At 40.2% G+C, this 25396-nt stretch carries 21 protein-coding genes; 5 read left to right on the forward strand and 16 right to left on the reverse strand.

Annotation, left to right across the window (positions count from 1 at the left end; translation table 11 throughout):
* Positions 1–142 precede the first annotated feature (142 nt).
* Positions 143–1174 (reverse strand): TraX family protein, encoded by a 1032-nt coding sequence (locus tag BR73_RS27855; RefSeq protein WP_051685510.1) that lies wholly within the window; start codon positions 1172–1174, stop codon positions 143–145.
* A gap of 381 nt (positions 1175–1555) precedes the next feature.
* Between BR73_RS27855 and BR73_RS0122915 the strand changes: the two genes are divergently transcribed.
* Positions 1556–2839, forward strand: a complete 1284-nt coding sequence (locus BR73_RS0122915) for a LysM peptidoglycan-binding domain-containing protein (RefSeq protein ID WP_033168165.1) — start codon at positions 1556–1558, stop codon at positions 2837–2839.
* 839 nt (positions 2840–3678) lie between these two features.
* On the opposite strand, the gene gatB is transcribed toward BR73_RS0122915, so the two are convergent.
* The 15 genes from gatB to BR73_RS0122995 all read right to left on the reverse strand — a co-directional run bounded on the left by gatB (position 3679) and on the right by BR73_RS0122995 (position 20681).
* Complete coding sequence (gene gatB, locus BR73_RS0122925) at positions 3679–5109, reverse strand: Asp-tRNA(Asn)/Glu-tRNA(Gln) amidotransferase subunit GatB (RefSeq protein WP_033168167.1); 1431 nt, start codon at positions 5107–5109, stop codon at positions 3679–3681.
* Positions 5106–6557: an Asp-tRNA(Asn)/Glu-tRNA(Gln) amidotransferase subunit GatA gene (gene gatA, locus BR73_RS0122930; RefSeq protein ID WP_033168168.1), complete on the reverse strand. Its 1452-nt coding sequence runs from the start codon at positions 6555–6557 to the stop codon at positions 5106–5108. The genes gatB and gatA overlap by 4 nt, the downstream gene beginning before the upstream one ends.
* A 61-nt stretch (positions 6558–6618) precedes the next feature.
* Positions 6619–6906 carry an Asp-tRNA(Asn)/Glu-tRNA(Gln) amidotransferase subunit GatC gene (gene gatC / locus BR73_RS0122935; protein WP_033168169.1) on the reverse strand — a complete coding sequence of 96 codons (288 nt, stop codon included), beginning with the start codon at positions 6904–6906 and terminating at the stop codon, positions 6619–6621.
* Positions 6907–6954: 48 nt separating this feature from the next.
* Positions 6955–8292, reverse strand: a complete 1338-nt coding sequence (gene aspS, locus BR73_RS0122940; RefSeq protein WP_033168170.1) for an aspartate--tRNA(Asn) ligase — start codon at positions 8290–8292, stop codon at positions 6955–6957.
* A 578-nt stretch (positions 8293–8870) separates the two neighbouring features.
* Complete coding sequence (locus BR73_RS0122945) at positions 8871–9878, reverse strand: S66 peptidase family protein (protein ID WP_033168171.1); 1008 nt, start codon at positions 9876–9878, stop codon at positions 8871–8873.
* The gene (locus tag BR73_RS0122950) at positions 9875–11089 is read right to left on the reverse strand and encodes an LL-diaminopimelate aminotransferase (RefSeq protein WP_033168172.1); all 1215 of its coding nucleotides are present in this window, start codon (positions 11087–11089) and stop codon (positions 9875–9877) included. The genes BR73_RS0122945 and BR73_RS0122950 overlap by 4 nt, the downstream gene beginning before the upstream one ends.
* Before the next feature lie 423 nt (positions 11090–11512).
* Positions 11513–12343, reverse strand: coding sequence for a diaminopimelate epimerase (gene dapF, locus BR73_RS0122955; protein ID WP_033168173.1), 831 nt, complete (start codon positions 12341–12343; stop codon positions 11513–11515).
* Positions 12344–12624: 281 nt separating this feature from the next.
* Positions 12625–13167 carry an ANTAR domain-containing protein gene (locus tag BR73_RS0122960; protein WP_156034907.1) on the reverse strand — a complete coding sequence of 181 codons (543 nt, stop codon included), beginning with the start codon at positions 13165–13167 and terminating at the stop codon, positions 12625–12627.
* A gap of 35 nt (positions 13168–13202) precedes the next feature.
* Positions 13203–14534, reverse strand: a complete 1332-nt coding sequence (glnA, locus tag BR73_RS0122965; RefSeq protein WP_033168875.1) for a type I glutamate--ammonia ligase — start codon at positions 14532–14534, stop codon at positions 13203–13205.
* Positions 14535–14733: 199 nt separating this feature from the next.
* Positions 14734–15765, reverse strand: a complete 1032-nt coding sequence (locus BR73_RS0122970) for an HD-GYP domain-containing protein (RefSeq protein WP_033168174.1) — start codon at positions 15763–15765, stop codon at positions 14734–14736.
* Positions 15766–15991: 226 nt separating this feature from the next.
* Positions 15992–16786: an ABC transporter ATP-binding protein gene (locus BR73_RS0122975; protein WP_033168175.1), complete on the reverse strand. Its 795-nt coding sequence runs from the start codon at positions 16784–16786 to the stop codon at positions 15992–15994.
* Complete coding sequence (locus BR73_RS0122980) at positions 16786–17712, reverse strand: ABC transporter permease (protein WP_033168176.1); 927 nt, start codon at positions 17710–17712, stop codon at positions 16786–16788. The genes BR73_RS0122975 and BR73_RS0122980 overlap by 1 nt, the downstream gene beginning before the upstream one ends.
* A gap of 144 nt (positions 17713–17856) precedes the next feature.
* Positions 17857–18861 (reverse strand): ABC transporter substrate-binding protein, encoded by a 1005-nt coding sequence (locus BR73_RS0122985; RefSeq protein ID WP_051685511.1) that lies wholly within the window; start codon positions 18859–18861, stop codon positions 17857–17859.
* A 274-nt stretch (positions 18862–19135) separates the two neighbouring features.
* Entirely contained in the window at positions 19136–19939 is an 804-nt protein-coding gene (locus tag BR73_RS0122990; protein WP_051685512.1) for an OmpA family protein, read from the reverse strand.
* A complete protein-coding gene (locus BR73_RS0122995; protein WP_033168177.1) occupies positions 19902–20681 on the reverse strand; it encodes a flagellar motor protein in 780 nt (259 codons plus the stop codon). Before BR73_RS0122995 ends, BR73_RS0122990 begins: the two co-directional genes overlap by 38 nt.
* A gap of 645 nt (positions 20682–21326) precedes the next feature.
* Between BR73_RS0122995 and cax the strand changes: the two genes are divergently transcribed.
* The 4 genes from cax to BR73_RS27860 all read left to right on the forward strand — a co-directional run bounded on the left by cax (position 21327) and on the right by BR73_RS27860 (position 25303).
* Positions 21327–22373, forward strand: coding sequence for a calcium/proton exchanger (gene cax / locus BR73_RS0123000; RefSeq protein ID WP_033168878.1), 1047 nt, complete (start codon positions 21327–21329; stop codon positions 22371–22373).
* Positions 22374–22566: 193 nt separating this feature from the next.
* Entirely contained in the window at positions 22567–22881 is a 315-nt protein-coding gene (locus tag BR73_RS0123005) for a hypothetical protein (protein WP_156034909.1), read from the forward strand.
* A gap of 76 nt (positions 22882–22957) precedes the next feature.
* Positions 22958–23140 (forward strand): hypothetical protein, encoded by a 183-nt coding sequence (locus tag BR73_RS0123010; RefSeq protein WP_033168179.1) that lies wholly within the window; start codon positions 22958–22960, stop codon positions 23138–23140.
* 354 nt (positions 23141–23494) lie between these two features.
* Positions 23495–25303, forward strand: a complete 1809-nt coding sequence (locus tag BR73_RS27860; protein ID WP_051685513.1) for a trypsin-like peptidase domain-containing protein — start codon at positions 23495–23497, stop codon at positions 25301–25303.
* Positions 25304–25396 lie beyond the last annotated feature (93 nt).

The raw sequence follows: 25396 nt of genomic DNA on the forward strand, positions 1-25396 counted from the left end.
TTACTAGATTGACTTCTTACTCAGATTGATGCCTTACTAGATTGATGTCTTACTAGATTGACTTCTTACTCAGATTGATATCTAACTAGATTGACTTCTTACTCAGATTGATATCTAACTAGATTGATGTCTTATCTATTACTTATATAATCTTCATTATCCTGCATATGATATACAGAATAAATAAATGAACGGGATAAAATGCATAAAAAACATATTTTAACCGTAATCCTCTTTCACCGTTATACTTAGCAATGGGTATCAGCGTAAAAAATGCTGTTATTTCATCCAGTGTCATAATATTTAATACAATACAACCTGCCAGCGCAGACCTGAAAGGATTTCTTCTATATACATAGAACACTGCAATGGTTAGTATGCCAAAAGCAGAATAATCAGTACGTAATAAGTTTGCCACCTGCATTCCAAGGGCAAGAACCGCTAAGTCAGCAAACAGGGCATCAAAACTTTTATGAGACTTTCTTCCTGCAAGATAGATTATCAGCAGAAGGATTGCACCAATTAAAGCCATTACAATAAAACGGGTATCATTATAGTAAATCCAAAAATCAGGAAGCGATTTTCCCGTTGCAGCAAAAACGATACCATTCACCATATAGAGACCACTGTTTACTACCGTTGCAACTATATATCCACCACCGGCTACACCAATTACAGATATTACCGGCAGCCATTTCTTGTCATTCAATTTTTCTGAAATTCCCTGGAACCCATACATTACTACAAAACCAATTAAGAGTGTAAAAAATACATTTTGATATCCCGTATAAAAGACCTGTCCACTAAAAGCCAAATCAAAAGGAATCTCAGATATCAGACAGAAAAGGGCCAGTCTTATAACATACTTCAGCTTGTTTCTGGTATGTATAAATCCCTCTACCAGCAAAAAGCAGAATAAAGGAAATCCCAACCTGCCTATCATTCTCATAATAAAATATACTGCACTCATAGTTTGATAGTAAGTATCCTGAGATGCTGCTGAACCCATCATAAAAAAGTTCACAGATACCAAAATATTACTTATAACAGTTGCTGCAATATGATCTATCAGCATTACAAAAATTGCAATCAATTTTAAAGTGCTGCCTGGAATTCCTCTTCTTTTCTCTTTCGTAACTATGGTTTCTGATAAATCACCAGTCACATTTTCCATTTTTACCTCCTGAACGATTTGAAATATAACATATTATGGAAATATGTTCTTTCAGTATAACATTAAAATAACCTTAATTCAATGTTTTTCCCAATCCATCAACAAAAGTAACAAGAATAAATTTGATTGTGAACCATAAGTTTGTAGTGCAATCTAACACCATTTAATTTTAAGGCTTTATTGCCTGCATGCAAATAAGAAAAATAAACAAATGGGATAGCTGTTGTATTTCAGTCCGAAAAAATATGTATCCTGTAAACCAGCTTCCGCTGCTGTTCAAAAAAGAAAATTCACTAATACCCTTCTATAAATGTAATAAAATTATAATAACTTCTACCTATTATAAATATAATATAAAAACCACATTATGGTGGAGTGTACATGTATATTTACATCGTTCAGCCCGGTGATACAATAACTTCAATTGCAAATGCTTATGGGGTTTCTCCTGAAAGGCTTGCGCTGGAAAATGACCTCTCAGAACCGGATAATCTGACCCTGGGGGAAGCACTTTTAATATTGCAGCCTTCTATAACTTATATTGTTCAAAGGGGTGATACCCTTGAAAGCATCTCCCTTTCTCAACAAACGGATATACTGGAACTACTCCGCAATAATCCATGGATATCTGACAGAGGACTTTATATAGGGGAAGAAATCGTAATACGTTATGCCGATACCAGAACAGCAACCATTGAAATAAATGGATTTACCTATCCCTTTATTGATAAGGAAGTATTAATTAAGGCTTTGCCCTATCTTACCTACTTATCGGTTTACGCCTATCAGGTCACCCGAAATGGCAGCCTTATCGGAATTGATGATAGTGAAGTCGTCAGATTAGCAAGAAGCTACGGCGTTGCCCCAATCATGTTTATTACTGCCACACCGGAAGGAAACAGCGTTGATACAGAAATTGCTCATATCTTAATAACCAATATGGAGGTACAGAAGGCCTTTATAGACAATCTCCTTATAACACTGGGAAACAAAGGTTATTACGGAATAAATATAGATACCCCTTATATACAACCGCTGGATAGGCAGCCCTATGTTGAATTTATAAATACAGTAACAAAACGGCTTAACCAGGAAGGATACCTGGTATCCATAACAATCGCTCCAAGTACCTTTGAAGCAGCAACCGGAATTACCTATGAAGGTGTGGATTACATCGGATTAAGCAGAGCAGCCAATTCTGTATTGTATCAGTTGACCTATGAGTGGAAGGCTCCTTCTACCCTTCCAATCAGTGTGCTCCCCTTCGATGCCGTACTTAACACCATTAATAAAGCAGTAATACAGCTTACTCCACAAAAGAGTATTCTGGGCTTTACAATTATCGGATACCTTTGGGAATTTCCCTATTTTGCAGCAATTACAGCGGCAAATTTTATAAATTATTTTTCGGCAATAGAACTGGCCAATGACACAGGTTCTGTCATACAGTTTAACGACCCTTCCCAAACCTCATATTTTCGTTATATAGAAGATAACAAAGAGTATATAGCATGGTTTAAAGATATCAGAACTCTGCGGTTATTCTTATCCTATGCTCAAAATCTAGGTATGCAGGGTTTCTCAGTGTGGAATGTAATGTACTTTATAACAAATACCTGGCTATTAATAAATTCACAGTATGATATCAAAAAATTAATGATATAGAGAAAATTCTAGTTTATATAATAAATAGAAATAGCTATAAAAAGAAATAGAAAAGTTGAAGATATGGATAAGTTATAATTCCAGAAAAGTTATTGTTACTAAAAAGTTATAGCTATTGATAAGTTATAGCACTAAATGGTTACAGCTTACTGATAAGTTATAGCCTCTGATTTGTTACAACTACTGTTATGTTATATCCACTGATTTGTTACAACTTACTGTTATGTTATATCCACTGATTTTTACAGCTTACTGATATGTTATAACCACTTGTTGGTTACAGCTACTGAAAGAATATAGCCACTGAAGGTCTACAGATACGAAAAGGTTATAACAGAAAGTCTACAGATACTGAAGTTATAGTCACTGAGTGGATACATAAACTAAAAGAAGTCAATTAAAATTACAATATAAAATATCATGGTAACAATAATAATCCAGAAGAGATGTATAACCCTAAATTTTTATACCAATTACATATTATTTATAATGATATTTTTAATATTAACTCAAACGTAAAAGCCACTAAAATCATTGTTTCACTACGATTTCAGGCAAATTGTACAAAACAGAAGAACGAAGGCGCCTATGGAAAGGTATTAGAAGTCCTTTTCTCTGGATATTTTGCGCTATATGATAAATCAGATTGTTTGAGCGAAGCGAGTTATCTGTTTTATCATATGTCAAGCGCAAAATATCCAGAGAATTAGGACTTCTTATACCTTGGAATTGAAGCATGAGTTTTTCTGTTTTGTGCAATTTGCCGTCCCCTTGTAAAAAACCACCCTTCAAATCATTACATATCTCATAACCAGCCTATTATAAAATTAGCTCTATCACTAAGCCAGTATCTCTTTCAAAATCTTATTGATCATTCCCGGATCTGCCTTCCCTTTCATTTCCTTCATAGTCTGCCCAACCAGGAAACCAAGAGCTTTTTCTTTACCGCTCTTATAATCATTAACAGACGCAGGATTTTCTGCTACAATTCTTTCAATAGTAGACTTAAGGAGACCCTCATCGCTAACCATGGAAAGACCCTTTTCCTCTACATATTTAACAGGATCGATATCCTCTTTAAATATTTTCTCGAATACTTCCTTGGCAACGGTTCTATTGATCTTATTATCACCGATGAGCTTAATAAGACCTGCCAGATTCTCAGCACGAAAGGCAATGTCCTCCGGTTCTTTCTCTTCTTCCTTTAAAAGACGCATGGTCTCTACCATGAGCCAGTTGGATACTTCCTTTGGCTTGCCGCATAGGCTAACGGTCTCTTCAAAGAGATCTGCCAGATGTTTGGAGCCGGTAATAATTCCTGCGTCATATGCCGGAATGTCATATTCCTTCTCATAACGAAGCATCTTCTCATCGCGAAGTTCAGGCTGACGGTTCTTAATTTCTCCCAGCCATTCATCGCTGATCAGAATAGGAACCAGGTCCGGTTCAGGAAAATAACGATAATCCTGCGCATCTTCCTTGGAACGCATGGCAAAGCTGGTATCCTTATTATCATCCCAACGTCTGGTTTCCTGAACTACTACCTTTCCATATTCCAGCATTTCAATCTGGCGTTTTCTCTCTCCTTCAATAGCTCTTGCAATGGCCTTAAAGGAGTTCATATTCTTCATTTCGGTTCTGGTTCCGAATTCTTTGGCGCCTACTTCTCTTACAGACAGATTGATATCTGCTCTTAAAGAGCCCTCCTGCATCTTACAGTCTGAAACCCCAAGATACTGCAGGATTAATTTAAGTTTCTCAAGATATGCAATTACTTCTTCTGCCGATCTCATATCCGGGTCACTTACAATTTCAATAAGGGGTACACCGCAACGGTTGTAATCTACAAGTGTACAGTCCTCCCATGGATCATGAATTAATTTACCGGCATCTTCTTCCATATGGATTTCATGGATACCCACTACCTTCTTACCGGCTGAGGTCTCGATCTCAATACCGCCGTCATGGCAGATAGGAAGATAGAGCTGGGATACCTGATAAGCCTTAGGAAGATCGGGATAGAAATAATTCTTACGGTCAAATTTGCAATCCTGATTGATGCCACAGCCTGTTGCAAGGCCTGCAGCAATTGCAAATTCAACTACCTTTTTATTTAACACAGGAAGGGTACCCGGCATACCGGTACACACCGGACAGCAATGGGTATTCGGATCTCCTCCGAACTGGGTGGTACAGCCGCAGAATATTTTAGTCTTAGTTGCCAGCTCTACATGGACTTCCAGACCTATGACAGTTTCGTATGTTTTCATAGAGCCACTTCCTTTCTGCTTTGTTCAAAACGGTAGGCTGCTTTTAAGATATCCTTTTCGCCAAAATGCTTACCGATTAACTGAAGACCGACAGGCAGCCCCCTGCTGTCTGCGCCACAGGGAAGGCTGATAGCCGGAAGCCCTGTTAAGTTAACGGATACCGTATAGATATCTCCAAGGTACATCTGCAGGGGATCTGCCAGGCTTCCACCGATTTTAGGTGCTGTAGTGGGCGCTGTTGGCCCCAGTAGGATGTCATATTTTTCAAAAGCTTTATCAAAGCCTTCTTTGATAAATGCTTTTACTCTTAACGCTTTGTTGTAATAAGCATCATAGTAGCCGGAGCTTAATACAAAGGCACCGATCATCATTCTGCGCTTTACTTCATTGCCGAAGCCTTCACTTCTGGTCTTCTTATATACCTCCTGAAGTCCATCAAAATCAGGTGTGCGATATCCATATTTGATACCATCATATCTTGAAAGGTTTGAACTGGCTTCTGCAGAAGCGATTACATAATAAGCCGGTATGGCATAATCCACTGCCTCTAGGTTGAATTCTTCAAGAATCGCTCCCTGCTTCTCCAATTCCTTCGCTGCTGCTAAAATGTTTTCTTTAACCTCATCAGAAAGACCGTTACCTAAATACCCTCTGGGAATACCTATTTTCATCCCCTTGACATCTCCGTCCAATGCTTTCAGATATTCATAACTCTTTGTGGGTACGCTGGTAGAATCCTTACTGTCATGACCTGAAATAATATCAAGGGCTGCTGCGCAGTCGGCTACATTCTTACCAATAGGTCCTATCTGATCCAAAGAAGAAGCATATGCTATCAGACCGTAACGGGATACGGTACCGTAAGTCGGCTTAATACCCGTAACGCCGCAAAAGGAACTGGGCTGGCGAATAGAGCCGCCGGTATCAGACCCCAGAGCATAAAAGGCTTCATCTGCCGCTACCGCTGCTGCCGAACCACCGCTGGAGCCGCCGGGCACGTAATCTGTATTTCTGGGATTTTTGGTAATTCCAAAATAGGAGGTCTCTGTGGTGCTTCCCATTGCGAATTCATCCATATTTGTCTTTCCGATTATTACAGCTCCCTGTGCCTTTAGCCGCTCTACTACTGTTGCATTATAAGGCGGAAGAAAGTTATGCAGAATCTTGGAACTGCAGGTGGTTTTGATTCCTTTGGTGCAGATATTATCTTTCACTGCAACAGGCACCCCCGCCAAAGGAGCATTGTCAAGTTCGCCGCTGTCTATTCGTTTCTGAACCTCTGCCGCTTCTGCAAGGGCACTTTCCTCCAGAACGGAAACATAACAGTTATATTCTGAGTCCTTCTCTTTGATTCTGTCTATCTGGAGCTTTACCGCTTCGGATACGGAGATTTCTTTCTCTTTGATTTTTTTCCCTAATTCCAGGGCCGATAATTTGGTAATATCCATATTGTCCTCTTTCCTGAATACTCAATCTTTGATTGGATATTCATTAATCCGGTTTGCACGTTTATTCCACTGTCTTAGGAACCATAAAGCAGCCATCTTTTTTAGCAGGTGCATTTTGTAAGAGACTGTCTCTGTCCGGTCCGTTTAATACTTCATCTTCACGAAATACATTATGGATGGGGAATACATGGGACAGGGGTTGTATCCCCTCTGTGTCCAGCTCATTCATAGTGGTCATATACTCTAATATGCTGCCTAAGTCAACCTTCGCTTTTTCTTTTTCTTCCTGTGTCAGTTCAAGCTTTGCAAGGGCTGCCACGTAATCTATGGTCTTATCTGTAACTTCCATTATTTCCTCCTGTCTGACTATACCTTTTATAAGGGCTTCTTTTTACTATTAAGGTTCCAATCTTGATACATCTCTTGGGAAAAGAGTAGTCTCTCTTACGTTCTGCTCATCTAAAAGCTTCATGGTAAGTCGCTCCAAACCGATTCCAAGTCCTCCGTGAGGCGGCATTCCATGCTTGAATATCATCAGGTAATTAGTGAATTCCTCCGGGTCCATACCTCTCTTCACCATCTTATCTACCTGCTCTTCATAGTTGTGGATTCTCTGTCCACCGGTGGTCACTTCCATGCCTTTGAATAACAGGTCAAAACTTAAGGTAAATTTATTATCTGCCGGGTCATCCATCGCATAAAAAGGTCTCTTCTTAGAGGGGTAATGAGTTACGAAGACAAAATCACTATTGTGCTCCTCTTTAAAATACTTACCAATAAGAATTTCTTCTTCCGGTTCCAGATCATAGGGGTTCTTGATCTTACGGTCATATTTTTCTGCAACCAGCTGCTTTGCTTCATCAAAACGCACGGCAGGGATATTGTCTGCTGCCGGCAGTTTCACATCTAATAATTTCAACTCTTTGGCATATTCTTTCTTTAAGAATTCAAAGGTATAGGTAAGCATAGCTGCTTCCATATCCATAATATCTTCAAAACCGTCTATATAACCCATTTCAAAATCAAGGCTGGTATATTCATTCAAATGCCTTGTAGTGTTATGCTTTTCCGCACGAAAAACCGGTGCTGCTTCAAATACTCTGTCATAGATTCCAACCATGGTCTGTTTGTAGAACTGAGGGCTCTGTGCCAGGAAAGCTTTCTTACCGAAGTATTCAAGCTTGAATACATTGGCACCGCCTTCTGCATTACCGGCAACAATCTTTGGAGTCCTTACTTCCGTAAAATGATTCTGGAACATAAAGTCACGAAATCCTCTTACTAACCCCTCCTGAATCTTAAATATGGCTCTTTCTCTGACATTTCTTAATGCAATGGGCCTTAAGGATAATTTTGTCTCCAAAGAAGTATTTAACTTCCATTTACTGATCGGCAACGGCATGGTAGAATCTTTTGCAGGTTCAGATAGTACCCTGATGTTAGTAAGACGGACTTCAAATCCGTTGGGAGCCCTGTCTTCTGTTGCTGCAATTCCTTTTACTTCGATGGTCATTCCTTCTTTTAAGGCTTTATCCTCAAGTCCCTTTACCTTACTGTCGATTACACACTGTACAAGTCCTTCATATTTACGCAGTACCACAAAGGAGATCTCTCCCATATCTCTGACTGTATGAACGAACCCTCTTAAAACAACCTCTTTACCAAACCAGTCTCCGGTAAGTATATCACTAATTTCTAATACATCCTTTTCCTTGATTCCTTTAACAAATTCCATGATGTTCCTCCTCTGAAACAAAAAAATAAGTCCCGGATAATTATGTGTAAAAACACATAATTATCCGGGACGGGAATTCAACAGCGGCTGCAAAAAAGGCAATCGTCTTACGTTAAGAGTTAACCCGCGGTACCACCCGCGTTGAAAGCATCAGCTTTCCTCTCAAGCACATAACGCGTGCCGCGCATAAACCTACTGCAAGTTCGTCTATTAACATACACCAGATACTGGTGTCATCTGCTAAATCAACTCTGCTTCTTCAGCTCACGAGCTCCAGAGTGTTCCTTCCAATAGCTATCACCAAAGGCATGCTCTCAGTCGGTGGCACACCATTCCTGTCTTTAAGTGAAATCCCTAAAGGTCAGTCTCTATCTCAGCCTTTATAAATATACAAGAATTACTTTTAAGCTATATTATCACAGAAAATATTATCTGACAAGGGGTAAAATTACTTTTTCACGCTAAATTATTAAATCAATTATAATTGGTTATGATTAGGCTTGCACCCATTGTAAATTTTTATACTTTGGAAACCAACAATCAGTTTATAAAATTGCAAAGTAATTCCACATAGTATTCTATCGGTATTCCATGATTAATTTCCCCTTACCCTCCTTATATTCAAAAGTTCCCATGCTCCCATTAATCACCGTAAAGCTTGGAGCTTTATGTCCAATATCAGCCTCCAGGATAACAGGAATATCCTTTAACACGGAAGTCACAGCTTCTTCATAGGTTATTCCATAATTCTCTTCATAGAAAGCGGGTCTTCCGAAGATAAAACCTTTGGCATACTTAAACCAGCCAGCCTCTTTTAACTGCCACAAGCCACGCATCAGGCTGTCACTGTTAAGGGCAAAGCTTTCCAGATACCAGAGGATTCCCTCCTCCTTATACTTTTCCACAAAAGCAGCAGTCTGGTCAAAACGGGTGCCGCACAGATTCAGGAGTACATCCAGACAGCCGCCTAACAGACGGCCGGTCAAAGGTACTCCTTCTTCTCCCGACACTTGTTTTAAAGCAACAGGTTTTGTCAGGACATAACCTTCCAGACCAGTGGGCTGATCATAGAAACCGTCTTCATACAGCTCATAGCTGTTCTGTACAATTCTCTCACCAGTTATAATCTTTATGTTATCCCTAAGGCTTTTATGCCAGTCTTTCATACCAAAATCATTGAAATTACCGCCATACACAGCAGCAATATCGCAAAGGGTTGTTATGGTAAAGGTAAGTCCGGTATTATCAGAATACCCCTGATACCATACAGGGTGTTTGCTGATACTGTCAAAGTCAAAGAAGGACAGCATTTCCATAAGAAAATCTCCGCCTTTGGCCCCGATGATCCATTTTACATCCTTTTTCTGTATAAATGCCTCCAGTTCTTCTGCTCTGGCTTTTCCATCACCACTTCTGCCCTTTATGCTGCTACGTATAAGAGCTCCCTCAAGAACCTGAAAGCCCATGTCTTTCAGGTTCCTGATTCCGTTATTCAACCGGTTGAAATCTGTTTCCTTACGGTTGCCGTCGGAGGGAGCTGTTATTGCTATATAATCATTTTGTTTTAAGAATTCCGGGTAAATCATAATTTCTTAATACGCTCTATGGCTTCTACGGTATTCTCATAGGTACCAAAAGCAGTCAGACGGAAGTATCCCTCACCGCTGGGTCCGAAGCCTGAACCGGGAGTACCAACAACATTGGCGGTATTCAGCAGATAATCAAAGAACTCCCAGGAGGTCACCTTATCAGGTGTCTTAAGCCAGATATAAGGCGCATTTACACCACCGGACACACTGTAGCCGGCGCTTTCAAGGCCTTCCTTGATAACCTTTGCATTGTTCATGTAATAAGCTATCTGTTCCTTGGTTTGTTTCTTTCCTTCTGCGCTGTATACTGCAGCACCGGCAGCCTGAATAATATAGGGTGCTCCGTTGAATTTGGTTCCGTGACGTCTTGCCCACAAGCTGTTAAGCATAACCTCGCCTGCCTTTAACTCCTTGGGAATTACGGTAAAGCCAAGTCTGGTTCCGGTAAAGCCGGCATTTTTGGAGAAGCTTCTAAGCTCAATGGCACAGGTCTTTGCTCCTTCACACTCATAGATCGTATGAGGTACATCCTCCTCTGAAATATAGGCTTCATAAGCAGCATCATAGATGATTACAGCACCGATACGATTGGCATAATCTACCCAGTCCTGTAGTACGGACTTACTTACAGTAGAGCCTGTAGGATTGTTCGGATAACACAGATAGATAATATCAGGATCTTCTTTCGGGAATTCAGGTACGAAGTTATTCTCACTGGTGCAGGGCATATAGATAACATTGGTCCATCTGCCTGTATCTGCAAGATAATCTCCTGTTCTGCCAGCCATTACATTGGAATCTACATATACCGGATATACGGGATCGCATACGGCAATTTTATTATCCTGGGAAAAGATCTCCTGAATATTGGCGGAATCGCTTTTCGCTCCGTCACTTACAAAAATTTCATCCAGGGCGATTGTCACACCTCTTGATTTATAGTCATTTTCCGCTATAAGACCACGAAGGAAATCATATCCAAGATCCGGTGCATACCCCTTAAAGCTTTCTTTGCTTCCCATTTCATCTGTAGCCTTATGGAGGGCATCGATTACGGCCGGTGCCAGCGGAAGAGTTACATCACCAATACCTAAACGGATTATTTTCTTATCCGGATTGGCATCACCGAAGGCTTTCACTTTCTTTGCAATATCGGAAAATAAATAGCTTCCCGGCAGTTTTAAATAATTATCATTAATTTTAAACATCTTTATACCACCTGCGCGTTGCGACGCGCAATTAAATCAATAGTTGAATACGCATTTTTTATTCAACCTTGCTTTTTTATATTAAATAAGCTGTTATACAGCCTTTCTTGCTACATACAATTGTTACAGAAATAATTATAGTTAACTTCTCATTACTTAAGGTGTGTCTGACAGCTGCTTGTGCCGGGCTGGAGGTACCACTTTGTGGGAGGCAATTTGCGAAACAGCAAGGCGTCATTTTGGGTGACATAGTGGTGTTACATTTCCAAAATTGCAACGCAATATACCGCTAAGTGGGGCCTTCAGAACGGTACAAGGAGTTTTCAGACAAACCCAGTATGCCTCTGACAACCCTTTCATAGCTTTCAAATTCTATAGCTTACAAATTCCTTAGCTTACAAATTCTATAGCTTACAATTTAGATCAAAGCAGTTCACCGTCAAATACGGTAACAGCAGGGCCGGTCATAAATATTCTGTTCTTTTCTCTGTCATAACGAATAGTCAGTTCACCGCCCAGCAGCTTAACCTTTACCTCATCCTCTGTAAGTCCGTTAAGAATGCAGGCATAAACACTGGCACAAGCTCCGGTACCGCAGGCCAGGGTCTCACCTGAACCTCTTTCCCATACTCTCATATCAATATTTTTTCTGTCAATTACGTGGATAAATTCTGTATTGGTTCTCTGGGGAAACCATTCATGATGCTCGAATAACGGGCCAATTTTCTCAATTTCAATCTTCTTTGTATCCTCGACAAATACAATAGCATGAGGATTTCCCATGGATACACAGGTTATACGGTAATCTGTATCTCCTACGTGAATAGGTTTATCAATTACACTATCCTCCTGACTTTTTACAGGTACCAGTGAGGGCTCTGTAATCGGATTTCCCATATCAACAGTTACCTCTGTAACTTTACCGTCTATTGTCGTAAGTGACAGGTACTTGATACCGGCACCGGTCTCTATGGAAATCTCTTTTTCCTGGGTTAAGCCATAATCATACACATACTTTGCCACACAACGAATACCATTTCCGCACATACCGGAGGAAGAGCCGTCAGCATTATACATATCCATCATAAAATCCGCTTTATCGGAAGCTTTAATGAGTATCAGACCATCAGAGCCGATACCGAAATGCCTGTCACTGACAGCAATGGCCAAGGCAGACGGATCAGTTACTTTTTCTCTCAGGCAGTTCACATAGACATAATCATTTCCGCAACCATGCATTTTTGTAAATTTCATAAATACCTCCGTTAACACTTATAATTTCATTCTACCCGCTGAAAGGCTCTTGTTTTTGAATATAACTTAAAACCTTCAGCATACAGATATGATGTTAACTACTATTTTAAATAACATTTCCTGACGAAAATACTTCAAAAATGCTATATGTATTGCATATAATGCTGTTACCTCACCCTGAATGGCTTGTCCCTCAGATTATAAAGGCTCAGATTATAAATGAAAAGGGGTTATGGTAATTAAGGATACACAAGCACTCCTATTTTACCATAGCCCCTATCCTACATCAAGCTTAGAATCATTTCAGCCATTTCAACCATATTGGTACCGCTGTCCATGCTGTTCTTTTGAATATATCTATGTGCTTCTTCTTCTGTCATATTGTTTCGTTCCATCAATACAAGCTTGGCTTTGTTAATGACTTCCTTCTCTGCATCTGTTCTGGGCTTCGGTTTATCCTTCTCTTTTTTCCTGCGTCTTGAATAATTATAAAACATCATTTGAAGGGTATTCACAAGGTCGGTCATTTTAATTGGCATGCTAAGACAGACAATATTATTGTCTGTACATTCTTCCAATTTGTTGGGGGAGGCTATGAGAAGCATCTCAAAACCTTTGGGCAGATATCCGTTTAACTGGCTGTAATGCATGTCAGAGAAGCGGTAACCACATATTACAATACCGTCATCCAACTCATTTGCTATGGTTACAACCTGCGCCCCGGTGGTGCAGGTTGCATTGACATCGTATCCATTTCGTACCAGTGCATTTTTTATGCTCACGGTATCTTCCATCTTAGGGAAAGCTATAATTATACTGGGCACATTCGATCACCTCCACGCTTTTTATGCATAAATATTTAAATGCGGTGTAAGTATTGATCAGTCTCCCACTTTGACACCTGTACAGCGTATTGGTTCCACTCGGAATATTTTGCTTCCAGATACTTCTTCGTCGTATGTTCTCCAAGAACTCCTTTTATCAGATCATCCTGTTCCAGAGCAGTTAAGGCTTCTTTTAAACTGGAGGGCAGGCTCTTAATATTTTTCTCAATTTTCTCTGCTTCGCTCATTTCAAAAATATTCTGATCCACACTGTCAGGAGGTGTCAGCTTATTCCTAATACCATCAAGGCCTGCAGCCAGGCAGACAGCCAGTGCCAGATAAGGATTTGCCGCAGAATCAGGGCATCTGAGCTCTACTCTTGCATTGCTTCCTCTTGCTGCCGGTATACGGATTAGAGGACTTCTGTTGGTGGCACTCCAGGCAATGTATACAGGTGCTTCATAACCGGGGGTAAGTCTCTTATAGGAGTTTACCAAAGGATTCGTAATAGAAGCCATACCGGGCATATGCTGCATAATACCTGCTATAAACTGATATGCCTCTGTACTAAGACCAAGCTTGCCGTTGGGGTCATCAAAGAGATTCCTGCCATCCTTCTCAATTGACATATTAATATGCATTCCTGAACCGTTTACACCAAATTTGGGCTTTGGCATAAAAGTAGCATGAAGTCCATGTCTTTTGGCTACGGTTCTAACCACCAGCTTAAAAGTCATGATATTATCTGCTGTCTTCATGGCATGATCGTATTTAAAATCAATTTCGTGCTGAGCCGGTGCAACCTCATGATGTGAGGCTTCTATGGTAAATCCCATGTCTTCAAGGGTTAAGACCATCTCACGTCTTGCATTCTCACCATTATCCAAAGGTCCCACATCAAAATAACCACCTTTTTCCATGGTATCAAGACTTGGTTCACCGTTATCCAGGGTGTTAAATAAGAAAAATTCACATTCAGGTCCTACCTGGAAGGTATATCCCAATTCCTTCGCTTCTTCCACTACTTTCTTAAGAATATATCTGGGATCTCCTTCAAAGGGAGTACCATCCGGCCTGTAGACATCACATATAAATCTGGCTACTTTTCCCTGCTGGGGTCGCCAGGGAAATATCTCAAAGGTATCAAGATCCGGGTACAGATACATATCAGATTCCTCAATACGTACAAATCCCTCAATGGAAGAGCCGTCAAACATGCACTTATTATCCAGCACTTTATCAAGCTGACTGGTAGTAACGGCCACATTCTTCAGATTACCGAAAATATCAGTGAACTGAAGCCTGATAAATTCCACGTCTTCCTCCTTTACCATCCTGATTATATCCTGCTTTGAAAAACGATTCATATAATCCTCTCCCTTTATATTATTAATTTCATAGTTACCAGCTTCATTTGAGTGCTGCAAAATTATACCAAACAGTCTGTATATCGAAAAATAAGCGAAAATGTCCTTCCAAAGAACATCTTCGCCTTTTGCTTCTATCATGATATCAGTCCTAATATTATTTGTCAATATAATAAAAATTATACTTTAACCTTAAGCTTTAGATTACCAGCTTGGTTATACAATAGTTTAAATACCTGGACTCATTTTTAAGATCTAACACTTCTTTTGTATCTATGGTTCTTATTACCGGTCTTAGTATACAATCAGAATAATTTTTCAGGACAATTGCCTGTATCCCATTATTCAACTCTACGCAGGAACCTATTGGATATATGGTAACGCATCTAATAAAGGCATCAATCACCATATTATCATAGAGAAGATTGCCATTTCCCATTAGGTATTCAACAGCTTCGGAAGGAGCAAAGGCATCTCTGTAAGCCCTGTCCGAGGTCATGGCATCGTAAGTGTCTGCTACTGCCAGTATCCGGGCATAAAGAGTTATCTCATTTCCTTTTAAGCCTCTTGGATATCCTGAACCGTCATACCTCTCATGATGCTGCAACACACCTGCCCTGGTAACACTGGTAAGTTCCTGAGCGCTTAAAAGCATGGCATAACCATATTCCGGATGTTTCTTAAGAGCCTCGTATTCATCGTCTGTTAACTTTTCCTTCTTATCCAGAAGTTCTTGTGGAATTTGCTTCTTTCCGATGTCATGAAGTATCCCTGCTGTACCAAGGTAATTCAGATCCTCTGCAGGCAGATTCAGCTTAATGCCAACACTGACTGCCAGTATTGCTACATTGACACAGTGAAGATAAGTATACTCATGATGCCCCCATAAATGACGCATATTCAGTTCCACATCTTTATTGGAAATAACACTGCCAACGATTTCTTTAATCATAGGAAGCATTTCTGTTATACTTCCATTGCTGTTAACAATTTCCTCCAGCCTGGTAGCAGCCCGGAGCTTAAGTCCTTCATCTACGATGTCTTCTATAACGATTCCTTCTGAAATGTCATCTTCGATGTATAACCCTGTGTAACCAAGAGTCTTTAATCTGGCTAAAATACTTTCTGTTAACTCCAGGTTCTCTCTTAATAATATAATCCCTTGATTGCCATAAATCGGTTTAGCAAGAACATCACCGGGTGCAACTCTATCTATGGAAATAAATCTCATACTCCATATCCTCCAATTACGTTACGTCCTGATAAGGTGAACTCAGTAGAATACAGCTCAGCTTATACTGCCTTGTAATATCCGTCCTGTTAAATCAGACTGTTATAAAAAACCAACCATCAGTTTATAATTATAACATATTATGTCGAATATGAGTAGATTTTCTTTTTACCAGATATTTCTTAAAAGAGTTACCAAATATGATCCAGAGTTCTTTAAAAATACTCTAGGATAACAACATCCTGTCGTTGCTGAATTCACTTCCGCTTACACTCTCAAACTTCTCCAGCAGATCTTTTACCTGAAGTTTTTTCTTTTCTTCTCCTGAGATATCAAAGATTATCCTGCCTTCATGCATCATGATCAAACGGTTTCCATACTGAATTGCATGCTTCATATTATGTGTGATCATAAAAGCTGTCAGTGCATTCTCTTTTATAATATTGTCCGTCAGTTCCAGTACTTTCTGGGCTGTTTTGGGGTCCAGGGCCGCTGTATGCTCATCCAGGAGCAGGAGCTTCGGATTCTTAAGTGTTGACATCAATAAGGTCAGTGCCTGTCTCTGACCGCCTGAAAGAAGACCGACCTTTGAGGTGAGCCTGCTTTCAAGTCCCAGATCCAGTTTCTTAAGCTGTTCTGCAAACAGCTCTTTTTCTGCTTTGGAGATCCCCCAGCCTAATCCTCTTTTCTTACCTCTGCGGTATGCAAGAGCAAGATTCTCCTCAATTTCCATATGCGCCGCTGTGCCCATCATTGGATCCTGAAAGACTCTTCCCAGATAGGCAGCTCTTTTATATTCAGGCATCCTGGTTATATCAATGCCATCCAGTTTTATATTTCCGCTGTCCGAATAATATACACCTGCTATCATATTAAGCATAGTCGATTTGCCCGCACCATTACCGCCTATAACCGTAACAAAATCCGATTTCTCAAGTTCCAGATTGAGCCCCTTAAAGACATTCTTTTCATTAATGGTATAGGCATTAAAGGTTTTATATAACTCATTAATCTCAAGCATTATTCTGCCTCCTTTACTATCCTGACCTTTTCCTTCTTGAAAACAGGTATGGCCAAAGCTGCTGCAACCAGTACGGCAGTTAATAACTTCTGATAATTGGTATTAAAACCGAGGAATAATACCGTTGCAATAATAATTCGGTAGATAACAGACCCTACAACAATGGAGATCAGTCTGACTGCAAAAGAGCGCACTTTCTTAAATACTACCTCTCCCACTACAATAGAAGCAAGTCCGATAACAATGGCACCTACACCCATTGATACATCCGCAAAGCCCTGGGTCTGTGCAACCAGTCCGCCAGAGAGGGCAATGAGTCCATTTCCTACCATAAGGCCAAGAATCTTCAATGCATCTGTATTAGCTCCCTGGGCCCGCACCATTGCTTCATTATTGCCGGTAGCACGAAGAGCACAGCCGGTTTCGGTTCCAAGAAACCAGTACAAAAAGATAATTACCAGTACTACAAAAATCAATCCCAGCCCCATAGTAATTAGTATCTGGAGCAGATTATAGCTGATGCCTGTTTTTTCTGAGAACAGCTCCAGCGCCATTGATAAGATTGTCTTCTTAGCCAGTAAAGGAGTATTTGCTTTTCCCATTATGCCAAGGTTGACAGAATACAGAGCTATCATGGTAAGAATTCCGGAAAGTATTGGGGGGATTCTTAATTTGGTATGTAAGAATCCCGTAATAGCACCTGCTGCCATACCTGCTGCAATTGATATCAGAAGACTTACTACCGGATGAAGCCCCAGACCAGCGATACAGACCGCGCTTACACTGCCTCCCAATGCAAAGCTGCCTTCACTTGTCAGATCGGGAAAATCCAATATTCGAAATGACACGTATACACCTATAGCAAGGACCGCCCACGCAAGCCCCTGAGAGGTACCTCCAAGTACTGATAAAATATATGATTCCATTTAATTTCTTAACCTTCCCTTCCTGCTGCTTTATACTTCTGAGAAATGAAAAGTCTGCCCCAGCGGCCTGCCATAGTAGCACCCCCGGGACAGCCTTTAGATTGTATGGACAATTACAGAAATAATCTGATAGTCAAACTTATGTTAATTGCTCTGCAGTTCCTCCGGTATTATGATTCCCAGCTGCTTTGCTACTTCAGAATTAATCTGAAGTGTACATTTCTCATCCGGCAGGTATTCTATAGGCATGTCTGCTGTTGTAGCAGTACCCTCCAGTATTTTAACTGCCTGCTTGCCGGTTAATATACCCAGTTCATAATAATCGATACCATAGGTAGCCAGTCCGCCATTGTCTACCATTCCGCCTTCACCGCAGATTACCGGTAAATTATTCGCATTGGCAACCTGTGCTACAGTGGACATGGAGGAGGCAATAAGGTTATCTGTGGGAGCATAGACAGCATCAACTTTTCCTACCAGTGACTGAACTACCTGCTGTATCTCATTGGAATTGGATACCGTTGAATCAATTACTTCAATTCCAAGTTCCTTACCTGCTGCTTTTGCAAGATCAGCCTGTACCACGGAATTCACTTCGCTGGAAGAATAAAGTACCGCAATCTTCTTCGCATCAGGTACCAGCTGTTTTAACAGTTCTATCTGCTTTTTAACAGGTGTCAGGTCTGAGGTACCGGATACATTACCGCCTGGCGCTTTATTTGAGGCTACCAGGCCTGCACTTGCAGGGTCAGTTACCGCAGTTACCAATACCGGAATGTCCTTTGTAGCATTTACTACTGCCTGTGCAGATGGTGTTGCTATGGAAAGTATCAGATCAGGCTTGTCATTTACCTGTTTCGTTGCAATGGTACCTGCCGTTGACATATCCCCTTGTGCTACCTGATAATCCAATTCCAGATTCTTACCTTCTACATAACCGGCTTCTGCAAGGGCATCTACAAAACCTTTATACGAAGCATCCAATGCATCATGTTCTACTAACTGATTGATACCGATTCGGTATACTTTTCCCTCTGCTTCTGAATCACTGCTGCCTGTGGTAGTGCTGTTATCCTTCACTCCGCAGCCTGTGAGTGCCAATACGACCATAGAGGCCGATAATAACCCTGCTAATAATCTTCTTTTCATGTTCTCCTCCTGCTGTATATCAGTTTAAAGCGATTTCACTTTAAAGTTGTGTAGTTTAACACTTTTACTCGTTAAAGTGTACAATGGAAATGGTGATTTGTCAATACTATTTTACGATTACATGTATTGATTTCCTAATTATAACAACCTGATTTATAGCATAGTCATTCCAGTATTTTACTCTCCCAAAGTACATTTTAAGGCAGAAAAGAAGGCTCTGTAATTCCTTACCTTTACAGATTAAGGAATTACAGAGCCTTCTGCTATGATTTTATTATTGATTATTTTCTTCGGAATCTCCATTATTATTAAACAATATAGTTATACTGATTCTTCTGTTCTTTGCTCTGCCTTCTTTGGTATTGTTGGAGGCTATGGGATCATTTTCACCATATCCGCTGGCTACCATTCTTTTGGGATCAATACCATATTCATTTTCCATATATTCTACAACATTTGCAGCTCTTTGAGCTGACAGCTGCCAGTTAGAGGTAAATATTCCACGGTTGATAGGTACGTTGTCCGTATGTCCGCCAATTTGAATCTTATTATCTACCTGCTTTAAGAGCTGTGCAATAATGTCCAGATTTTTCTTCATATTACTTTTGATATCTGCCTGTCCGCTGTCAAACAATACATCGTTGGAGAGGGTTATTACAATTCCGCTATCCATAATGCTGATACTTAAGCTGTCTTTGAATTCTCCGTTTCCTACAGCATCATAAAGCCACTCTTTCAGCTGGGTATATTCATCTTTGCTGACTTCTGTTATATCTTCTATTCCGGTTCCTTTCCCTTCACCGGCTTCCGTTTCTGTACCGTTACCATTTCCGTTTCCGGGATCTATTGTCTGACCGCCGTTTAAGACACCGCCGCCCTGAGGTATGATAGAGCCACCCTGGGCATTGCTTCCAAAAGCATCTCTTAAGGATGCTGCAATGTCCTCATACTTGTCCTGGTCTGCGCTGCTGATAGAATAGAATAAAACGAACAAAATCATTAACAAAGTTATTAAGTCCGAATATGTCAGAAGCCATCTCTCACTGTTCTCTGACTTCTTCTCCTTCTTTTTCATCATCTAAGTATCCCTTCAGCCTTTCTACGATTAATGCCGGATTACCGCCTTCCTGAATCATCAGAATTCCATCCATCATCATATTCTTAGTAACCAGTTCATCTGTATCAATTTCCTTTAGTTTCGTAGCTATAGGAAGCCAAAGAAGGTTGGCTGTACCAACACCGTACATGGTCGCAATAAACGCAATGGCAATAGACTCACCCAGTGCTGCCGTATCACCGGACAGATTACCCAATACGTGTACCAACCCCATAACGGTACCAAGTACTCCCAGGGTTGGTGCATAACCGCCGGCTGCTTCAAAAACCGCAATCCCTTTGGAATGCCTGAATTCCATGTTGTCAAGTTTTGTTTCCAGGATCTTCTTTATGATTTCAGGATCTGTTCCGTCCATTACAAGCTGTAATCCGTCTTTGATAAAGGGATCGTATTGATTATTCTGCAGCTCTGTTTCCAAAGATAAGAGACCGTTGCTTCTTGCAAGATTTGCGATTCTATAGAAGATTTCTATGATTTCTTTTCTGTTTTCTTTCTTATTACGAAAAGCTATTCCCAGAACCTTAGGTATATTCTTGAGCACCGATACCGGAAAGGAAACTCCTACAACTCCGATGGTACCACCGATAACAATCATGGCCGGTGTAAGACTGAGCAATGCACCGACATGCCCTCCGTCTAATACAAAGGCACCTATTAACATACCGAATGCGAAAATTATACTAATTATCATTGCTATATCCATAATTTCGACTCCTTTTTTGACCTGTTATTGTAATCAATAATCTGAAACCTCTCTTTTCGCCCTCCATCACCGCTCTGACCCTATCGATTATTAGAAAAGTGAATTCCTTGATTTCCTAAAGGTAATTTTATCACCTATTTTATACAAAATATACTGTAAATCGATTCTTTTTGTCAAGATGAATTTTGTCCCTGAATCCTTGTAAAATCAGCTGATTCCTTGATTTGTGCGGTGTTTGAAAAAAACCATTAGGATTAATTGACTATACGGCCTTCTGCCAGTTAAATCAGAATTAAGTCAATTCACGAAAACTCCTCCTGGGTATTGCCAGTTTTTCCAATATGTAAAGAACCTAATCTACTGAAAATGGCTGCTTCAGTATTACTAAATATACAAATTTGCACAGCTTGGATTTAAGCTTCTTTGGTGATATCCTACAGTATATTTCTGGTTTTCTATTAATATTGACTCATTGATTTTATAAATGCACAGGAGTATAATTCAGGGTACATTTGGTATGTCAGGCAGAATAATTAGTGGCACAGGGTGAAGATACCAATGTTGAGAGCAGAGAAATATGATACGGAAAGGATGCCAGCGTCTCTTTTGCTCTTAGTATACAATGGCACTACTGGATTTTTACATATGAAATATTTAAAATTCCTTTTACTCTGTGTTCCTTTTTCCATATTAGGCTATTATTTAAAATGGAATTCTACCCTAACCTTTTTTCTGATATGCTTATCCATTGTTCCCTTAGCCGGTTTGCTGGGTACTGCGACAGAAGAAATAGCCGCTTACACAGGTCCCAAATTTGGAGGTTTCTTAAATGCAACCTTTGGAAATGCCACTGAATTAATTATCAGTTTCTTTGCCATTAGAGCAGGACTCTTTGAAGTGGTGAAGGCTTCCCTGGTAGGTTCCATCCTTGGAAACATTCTCCTGGTACTGGGCTGCAGCATCTTAGCCGGAGGTTTAAAACACAAGGAATTAAAGTATGATTCCCAGCTTGGTACGTTTACTGCCACCATGCTGCTCTTTGCAGTTATTGGACTGTCCATTCCTGCAGTTTTTACATACCATGTATCAGAAACACTTGTTTCCTCTAAATATGAAAGCTTTAGTATCATTACAAGTATTATCATGCTTATCATCTATGTTCTGGGAATGATTTATTCCTTCAGGACTCAGAAAGACTTATACGGAGTGGAACATGCGGAAGATTTCGATTCCAAATGGAGCCTGAAATTAAGTGTTATCATACTGGCGATCTGTACCGTATTTATTGCATTTGAGTCAGAGCTTCTGGTCGAAACCATAGAGCCCATGACCTCCTCTGCCGGCATTTCTGAAATGTTCATCGGTATAATCCTTATTCCGATTGTAGGAAATGCTGCCGAACATAGTACCGCCATTATAATGGCTCTTAAGAATAAGATGGATATAGCCATAGAAATAGCTGTAGGTTCCAGCCTTCAAATCGCACTTTTTGTTATCCCGGTATCAGTACTTATCAGCCTCATATATACACCTATGAGTATTGTTTTAAAACCGGTAGAGCTGTTTCTGCTCTTCTCCAGTGTATTAGTGGCAAACCAGGTGGTCAAATCCGGAAGATCAAATTGGATGGAAGGCCTGAAACTGGTATCTATATATATCATCGCAGCGGTTGGTTTCTTTATTATAGGATAAGTGTGAAGAAGACACATTTTCACGCAGAATATTCAATAGGAAAACGAAGGTCTTATTCCGTACTTTCTGGAATTGATTCTGATACCGGAAATGTGGTATCATAATAAAGCCTGCCAAGGCATATCGTTGAATGCCAATCAGAAATAAGAAATTGATTCGTAAACAGAAAGGATTAAGAGGAATGACTGAAGAAATGAACAACTTAAACACCGATTTGAAAGAACTCTTTGTTGAAAACAAGCTTGATGAACTCACTGAAAAACTAGACAGTACAGAGAAAGAAACTGTCCTTACTATAACAAATTATAATTATGGAATTATTAAAGGCTATCTTGATACGGAAAAATTCGACCTGCTCCGTCAGTATGTGCGTTTTGTGGCATTTTCAAGTTTTCTCTGCGAATATGCTGGAAACAAACAGCTTGTAGAAGCTTCTGTTTATCAGTCCATGGAGGACAGCTTTAAGACAATCCTTTCATTTATACAAAAAAGCAGGGAAAACAACTAGTGTGTATCTGATAACTGAATAAATTTCCTGTCAATGCACATCATACTTACTATTCTGACAGGAAAGGAGTAAATCAGTGGCACAGAAAAAAAATAATATCAAAGCTCATACCGACAGCCAGAAGGATGGGTTATCAGGCTATAATACTTTAGATAAGATCAATCTGGATTATGATTATAATACAGAGTACGGTGACGGAGATGTTCCTGATATCGACAAACCTGCTCAAACAGGTGATAAAATGAACGATTGCAAATAAACAATGAGATTTCCTTACATGTAGGAATTTTTCATTGAAGGGTTCTTAATACCACAAAACGGCGGCAGTTGTGCCTGGTTGAAAGGATACCATTGTCTGGGTGCTTTACAGCGAGTTTGGTATTCTGTCACCTGTCCAGGTACAGCTTGCCGCCCTTCTAATGGAATATGGTACTCGGAACCGGTAACGGTCCAAGTATAAGTATAACTCCACCATCTCTGACATATTAATAGTAATGTCCTTCATGGTCTTACTGTGGGCTGTTATTACTATATACTTGCCCTGTAATAGCAAATAATGTATAATAAAGTCATTCAAACATAATAGTAACATACCATTAAGAAGGAGTACATAATGAAACAGATTAAGAAAACAGCTCTGATTATAATGACAGCTGCTGCTCTTGCACTATCCCCGGCTGCCATTCCCGGTATTCCCATCGTTAGTTATGCCGAAGCTGCTGCCGTTAAATTAAGCACCACCAATGCGACTGTATATACAGGAAGTACCCTTACTTTAAAAATAAGCGGAACCTCTTCAAAAGTTACCTGGACTACCAGCAGCAAAAAGATTGCAACTGTATCCAGTAAAGGTGTGGTAACCGGTGTTAAGGCAGGTACTACGACCGTAACTGCTACAGTAGGCGGAAAAAAATACAACTGCAAGGTAACCGTAAGAAAACCTTTCCTAAATAAAACCACCTTAAAGCTTCAGAAGGGAAACACCGCTACACTTAAGCTTACCGGTGCCAAAGGAACCGTTACCTGGACCAGTTCCTCTAAAAAAGTTGCAACAGTAAGTTCAAAAGGACTTGTAACAGCCAAAGCTGCCGGTACCACGACTATCACTGCCAAGGACAAAAACGGAACCTACACCTGTAAAGTAACCATCATCAATTCAAAACTCACAGTCAGCACCTCAGAGATTTCCTTAAATCAGAAGAGCTATGTGACAATCACCGTTAAGAATTCCTCAGATGATGAGCAAATACTCTACACTGTCGGAGATAAAAGCTTAATAACCTGTGAATGGGGTGACTGGCCGGTCGGCCAGGACAGTTTAAAACTCTATCTTAAACCAACCTCTACCAAAACAGGTTCAACCACCATAACCCTTAAAACCGAAGATGGTCTGGGTGAAGCAACCCTCAAAGTAACCGTAGGAAAAGATACACGTTCGGACAAGGATGTACCAAAGGCATCTGTAATAGCAGAAAAATGCTCACCATCCGTTGTACAGATAACAACTGACCTGGGCCTTGGTTCCGGCTTCTTTATTGAGAAAGGCATACTTGCTACAAATTACCATGTTATAGAAGATGCCTCCTCTATAACCGTTAAACTAACTACTGGAAAAGAGTATAAAGTCACTACTATCCTTGGCTATGACAAAGAGAAAGACCTGGCACTCTTAAGTGTACCTAACGCAGGAACCCCACTGACTCTTAGCAGATATGCTCCAAAAACCGGAGAAACTGCCTATGCAATCGGAAATCCATTGGGACTTGATAACACCTTTAGTACTGGAATCATATCAAACAGTTCAAGAGTAATAGACAATGTAAACTATATTCAGACTGATACCGCCATCTCCCCCGGAAACAGCGGCGGCCCTCTTTTAAATGAATTCGGTGAAGTAATAGGAATAAACACCATGCAGACAAAAGAAGGACAGAATCTGAACTTTGCAGTAAACATAACCGAACTCTATACGCTTGATACTTCTTCTCCCATATCAGTGGGCAGCATTACGGTACCCAAAGAAGATGTGGATTACGAAAAGGTAACCATTGTAGAAGATACCGCCAAAAGCGGAAACATCGCCACAGCACAGGAAGTAACAAACGGATATTTTATAACTGGAAGTATCGATACCTCCGTAGTCGCCAATGGCCTGGATTCCTACAAAATAACTCTTACCAAAAAATCCAGGGTAAGCTTGTTAGGCAGAACCACAACGGATTATGACACAGACATGGATAACATGTATATGGTAATATCCGATTCAACCGGAAACCCTATCCTGTTAGGCTATGAAGATGAAAGTGGTTTTTATGATATCTTTGCAGACCTTGATGCAGGAACTTACTACATACAAATATTCACATTACCTTATAAAATATCGGTACCACTGCCATATATTCTCTACTACAACGTTTATTAATAAATAACATAGCAATCATACAAGAAAGCTGCTGTAGATCGATAACTACTCCTCTTATGTAAGGAAGGTTTATCTGATTTCAGCAGCTTTCTT

The sequence above is a fragment of the Clostridium sp. KNHs205 genome, assembly GCF_000702945.1.
Taxonomy (GTDB): Bacteria; Bacillota; Clostridia; order Lachnospirales; family Lachnospiraceae; genus Anaerocolumna.